Here is a 4,934-nt window from a genome sequence, read left to right on the forward strand (position 1 = left end):
ATATAAAAGTCTCCTTCCTAATATAACCAATATAAAACTTATTACAAGAATTAAAACAAATTTAAACATATTTAAATTTGAAAAATCAACCTCAATAAACTTATATAAATTAGCTATATTTCCTGTTGCATAATGACTTACTATAACTGCTACACTATTATTTAAGAAATGTAATAACATTGATACAAATATAGAGCCCGACTTATATACACTGTATGCAAATATGATTCCTAATATTGATGTTGGAATTATTCTTATAAAATCCATATGCATAATACCAAACAATACTCCACTACAGATTATTGCTAACTTTACAGACTTAACTCCATTTTTTGATTTACTAAATGCAGAAAATATAAAACCTCTAAAAAATATTTCTTCACATATAGCTGGTAATAATCCTATTATCAATAAATTCAATAAAAATTTATCCTTCATAAACAGAGATTTATTTAAACTCTCAGCCACTTCCATATTTTGAGGAAATAAAAATAAAATTAACTGAGTTATAATCATAATAATGATGTATCCACCAATCCAAAGAACAACTCCTCCTAAGAGATGTTTTAATGTTGGAATCTTTATACTAAATACTTCTCTAAAATCAGCTTTGATATAATATGCAAATATTAGTGGTAAAGCAATTATCATAACTTGTGTCATTACAATACCTGCTGTTCCAAATTTAATTTGAACCAAAGAACCAGCATAAATTAAAAGAACTAATCCTACTGCATACAAAATAATCCCATCACTCACAGTTGGTATAGACCCTTTTTTTATATTACATCTTTTCTCCAAGAAAGAAAAACTCTTACTATTTCCAAAAAGTATTTCTTCAGAATTAAACATTTTAGACAGAAGTATAATTGCCAATATAACAAAAGCTATATTCGATGTTAAAACTAGTGCTATCAGATTTAAATCACTTTTAAAAGATAATACACTTTTTATAAGTAATGATATATTTACCACAGGTATTACAGCTGTTACTCTATCCAATACTATATTTGGTATCATAGAAACATAAGATGGTATCATAATAACCAACATAAGAGGAGTTATATAGTTTTGAGCATCTTTAAAGCTTTTTGCTAGTGAACATACACACATACTTATTGCTGCAACTACCATTGAAAACAGACATACACATATTAAAGTAGTAGCAATTGGTAAAATTAAATCTCCATAATTAAAATTTCCAAAACCAAACTGGCTACTAAGACCCCCACTCACTAAAATAAATGCCATCGTTAAGCCCATAGATAAAATATTTAAAATTGCTGTTACTATTGCACTAAGGGAAACAGCCATATATTTTCCCATGACTAATTCTAAATTTGATATTGGGAGTGTAAATAAAGTTTCTAGTGTACCTCTTTCCTTTTCTCCAGCCATAACATCTATTGCTGGATATATTGAACCAAGCAAAACTCCTATTATTAATATAAATGGCAATATCTGTCCTAAGAAGTAGCCTGCTACTTCTTCTGTTTTTGCAACATCTATAGTACTGTACTTTATAGGTTCTAATGTACTTTGTACATCCAGTCCTTTTTCAGATAAAGTATTCTCTATAGTAAATCTCTTGTATTTATCTAAAACAGTTTCAATTCTTTTTACAGAGTTAGACGAATTTTCCTGAGATGAATTCATATATATTTTATAACTCGTAGATGATTGCTTTTCTTCTATTTTTATGTAAGCATCAATTTTATTTTCTTCTAAAGACTTCTTATAATTATCAACACTTAATATTTTTATTTTGCCTTTATCATTTGTAGTATCTTTATTAGTCCCAGTATCGCCCTCTAAATTATTCTCCTCTTCAATCATTGATACAAGCACTTTATTAGGTGTACTATCAAAAGCTATATTAATATCTTTACTATTCATACTATTTGCAGACATATTCATTACTTGAATCATCAACAACATAAGCAAAGGATATAAAAGAAGTGGTATAACAATCATCATAAATAAGGTCTTTTTGTCTCTTAGTATGTCTAACATTTCTTTTTTGAATATGTATTTTACAATTTTACTTCTCATCTAAACCTCCTCCATTCTAGAAAGATTTATAAACACATCTCTCAGATTATTTACTCCCGATTCTTCTTTTAAACTTTTCGGTGTTCCTGATGCAATTATTTTTCCATTATGAATCATTAAAATCTTATCACATAAAATTTCTGCTTCTTCCATATAATGAGTTGAATAAAGTACGGTTTTTCCTATTAACTTTTCGTTTTTCATAAAGTCTATTATAGATGCACTACTCAAAACGTCAAGACCTAATGTTGGTTCATCAAAAATATACACTTTTGGGGAATGTATTAAACAACGAGCTATAGATGTTCGCTGTGTCTGACCAGTTGATAGATTTTCAATTCTATTGTCTATAAATTCATTCATATCCATTACTTTTACAACATTTTTAATCGACTCTTCTATTTCTTCTTTTGTCATTTCATATAAACTTCCAAAAGTTGTTAAAAGTTCTCTAGGAGAAAGTCTTCCATATAGCTTTGTATTTCCAGATAGATATCCTATTTCTTTTTTTGCTGAATTTCTATCTATTGAATAATCATATCCAGAAACACTTATATTTCCTGATGTTGGTGTTAATATTCCTCCTAGCATTCTAAGTAAAGTTGTCTTTCCAGCACCATTTGGTCCTAATATTCCGACTATCTCACCTTCTTCAACACTAAAAGAAACATTATTTACAGCAAGAAAGTCTTCTTTTTTGGTTTTAATTTTCTTTAATTTTTTTATTGAACTTTTATTTTTATCATCTTTTATAACTCTTGTAAAAGATTTACATAACTTATCTACCTCTATCATTTACCAATTTGCTCCTTTCTTATTTATAGATATATTTATATAAATATAACATATAAACCTTTTTTATATACTATTTTTTATTTTAAAATATCTTATTTATAAAAACATATCTATTTACATGACAAATTATTACTTTTTATTCTTTTATAATATGTATTAACTAATAGATATAAAATAACATATTAATTTTTAAAGTATTAATAAATATTATCAATAAAAAAAGTGTCTCTAATCATTTAAAAATCTTTCAGACACTTTTTTCTAATTTCTCTTTTATTTTATTATCTAACTTTTTTACCAAGTTTAAATACTGCTAAAACATCTGACATTACATCTATATTATCTATAGGATTGCCATTTACAACTATCACATCTGCTTTCTTTCCTTTTTCTAAAGTTCCATAATTTTTATCAATTCTTAAAAGTTCAGATGCAGTTTTTGTAGCTGCTACTATTACATCCATATTATCCATACCATAATCTGACATTAACTTCATTTCATAATATGTCTTTCCATGTTCATTATAAGAAGTTCCTGCATCAGAACCAACTGCAATTTTAATTCCTTTTTTGTACGCTTTTAAGAATGATTCTTTATGTGGAATAGCAACAATTTCGCACTTTCTAAGAGTAGCCTCAGTTATTCCACTTTCTTTTCCTGCATTTAAAATAAAATATGGTGCAGCAACTGTTGGAACTAGATATGTTCCTCTTTCAAGCATCAAATCAATTATTTCATCATCTAAATAAACACCATGTTCTATAGAAGTGATTCCTGCAAGCACTGCATTTTTTATACCAGTTCTTCCTTGTGCATGTGTAGCAGTTATTTTCCCTGCTTTTATAGCTTCATCTATAGCAGCCTTCATTTCTTCTAAAGTCAATTGTGGTGAACCTGGCTCAACACCATCAGTTGTTACACCTCCAGTAGCCATTATCTTTACACAATCTACTCCATTTTTTAAAACTGTTCTAGCTGATTTTCTACATTCATCTACTCCATCACTTTCAATACCAAAATAGTATCCATGTCCTCCTGTCATACATATAACTGGACCTGAAGTAACTATACCAGGACCATCTATAGACCCTTTGTCTATAAGATTTTTAAGCTGCACATCCACATATTTTGGACAACCTAGACTTCTAATATATGTTACTCCTGAATCTAAATATGCATCAAGTTGTTTTATTGTATTTACCACAAGCTCTACATCAGATACGTTCTCATAATAAACTTTTGGATTTCCTACTGGCTCCATTGTCAAATGCACATGACAATTCATAATTCCTGGCATAACAGTTTTATCTAGGTAATCATATACATCATATCCACTTAAATCTTCTCTTATATTTTCAATTTCAAGTATAGTATCTTCATCAATAATTATACCTTTATCCTTCATAATACTATTTCCTGTTCCCTGAACCTCCTATGACTAAAGTCACAGAGTTCCTGCTTCATAGAATTTTGCATACTAAAATATGTCTTACCAATTCTCCACAGGCTATCCCCGTAGTTCCTACGGTTCTTACATAAATTATCTATTTTAAACTGTTATTAGTTTTAATCTTTCTTTTAGTATATTTATACTTGCATTTATATCTCTATCGTGAGTTACATTACAACAAGGACAAATCCATTCTCTTATATTTAAATTCTTTATTGCCTCGTTTTTGTACCCACATTTATTGCATATTTGTGAACTTGCAAAGAATTTACCCACCTTTACAATTTGTCTACCATACCAATTAACCTTGTATTCTAATTGACGAACAAATTCTGACCATGACACATCAGAAATAGAACGAGATAGTTTACGATTTCTAGTCATATTCTTTACCTGCAAATCTTCTATGCAAATAATATCATTCTCTTGTATTAATTTAGTAGATAGTTTTTGTAGAAAATCCTTTCGCCTATTAGCTATATGTTCTTGAAATCTTGTAACTTTTAATCTTGCTTTATTTCTATTTAAACTACCGATTGTTTTTCTCTATAATTCTCTCTGTAATTTAGCAAGTTTGTTTAATGACTTCTGAAGATACTTAGGATTTTCTATAAATTGTCCACAACTTGAGATACA

At 28.3% G+C, this 4,934-nt stretch carries 3 protein-coding genes and 1 pseudogene; all 4 read right to left on the bottom strand.

Annotated elements, in window-relative coordinates; all coding sequences use genetic code 11:
• Positions 1-2,052: ABC transporter permease subunit/CPBP intramembrane protease (locus KGF52_RS20260; protein ID WP_227841421.1), on the bottom strand; the 2,052-nt coding region annotated here is incomplete at its 3' end.
• Entirely contained in the window at positions 2,053-2,847 is a 795-nt protein-coding gene (locus tag KGF52_RS20265; protein WP_227841422.1) for an ATP-binding cassette domain-containing protein, read from the bottom strand.
• Positions 2,848-3,128: 281 nt separating this feature from the next.
• A complete protein-coding gene (locus tag KGF52_RS20270; protein ID WP_227830477.1) occupies positions 3,129-4,253 on the bottom strand; it encodes a metal-dependent hydrolase family protein in 1,125 nt (374 codons plus the stop codon).
• Between the two features lie 144 nt (positions 4,254-4,397).
• Positions 4,398-4,934, bottom strand: a pseudogene (locus KGF52_RS20275) (RNA-guided endonuclease TnpB family protein); the annotation flags it as partial.

This window comes from Clostridioides sp. ZZV15-6597, assembly GCF_020657815.1.
In the GTDB taxonomy this organism is placed as follows: domain Bacteria; phylum Bacillota; class Clostridia; order Peptostreptococcales; family Peptostreptococcaceae; genus Clostridioides.

What these genes read in the sequence shown, in the direction of transcription:
- KGF52_RS20270 (WP_227830477.1), bottom strand. Translation starts at nt 4,253, where the DNA reads ATGAAGGATAAAGGTATAATTATTGATGAAGATACTATACTTGAAATT.
- KGF52_RS20265 (WP_227841422.1), bottom strand. Translation starts at nt 2,847, where the DNA reads ATGATAGAGGTAGATAAGTTATGTAAATCTTTTACAAGAGTTATAAAA.